Origin of the sequence: Sphingomonas sp. CCH5-D11 (genome assembly GCF_001557395.1) — a bacterium.
Classification (GTDB): domain Bacteria; phylum Pseudomonadota; class Alphaproteobacteria; order Sphingomonadales; family Sphingomonadaceae; genus Sphingomonas.
Map to the genome: position 1 here is coordinate 1 of NZ_LSKH01000259.1, position 919 is coordinate 919.

The following is a 919-nucleotide window of genomic DNA, read 5'->3' on the forward strand; positions in this document are numbered from 1 at the left end:
GGCTTAGGGGCGGATTAGAGCTCGACGTTAAGCTGGTCCGGATCACGCGCTCGATCGCCGAGGCGCGGTGGAATTCTTCCGCTGCGATGCCGACGGCGCGAACGAGATCACGCGCATTAACGAGCGATCCGCTACGGACGGCGCTCGGATCGACAGTCTGCGACTGCCACCGGGGGAATCAGTGTCGAAAGGCTGGGTGGTCAGCACGATCGCGCGATCGACGCGCGACCGAGACCCGTCAGCGTGTGGCTACAGACGGCTTACCAGCGCCGCCCCAGGCATGTTCTGATTGGAGGCGCTCCCGTCGGAAAAAGGGTCGGAACGGAAGCGCCTCCGGTTTGCGAGCGTAAGATCCAGTGGGGGGCTCAAGCGCTCACGCACTCTTGTTGCGCGAAACGCGCCTTACGACAATACGGAAATGATCTAACTATTGCTCCTTACGCTTTGCTATTCGCCATGCGTTCTAACCCACGCATATCGCAGAACCACATAGGTCAGAAGAACGAGCAGGGTTACTGCCCACACGGGCATGGACTTAGCGGCTTTCACAGCTTCGCCGTGAGCAATCGGGCACGCTCCATGTCCTTTGGCCTGCCGAAGCCCACCAGCATGCCGAGCAACTCCACAAGGCTTGGAACGAACACGTGTGCGCCATTTACCGCGATGGCCTGCCGGGGCTGAAGCACTAAGCTTTCCCACTTTTCATCAACCCGGGTTTCCACGCCCGCCATGAACTCAACCCGCATCGCGTTGCCCCTCCAAGTCGCAAAGATCTCCGAGCGGAAGTTTTCGCGTTCAAAATTTCTGACCGGCTCGACACCGATCATCGGGAGAATTTTCGTGGCATCTCTCACACTGAGCAGCACGTCGATCTCGGCTACGCGAATGGGTGAGACCCCCAGAAGAGCGACAGCCGCGC

At 59.7% G+C, this 919-nt stretch carries 1 protein-coding gene; it reads right to left on the reverse strand.

Features of this window, described 5'->3' with window-relative positions; genetic code table 11:
* Window positions 1-545: 545 nt before the first annotated feature.
* Window positions 546-919, reverse strand: a 374-nt coding sequence (locus AX702_RS16175; protein WP_066781292.1) for a hypothetical protein, incomplete at its 5' end; no start/stop codon positions are given.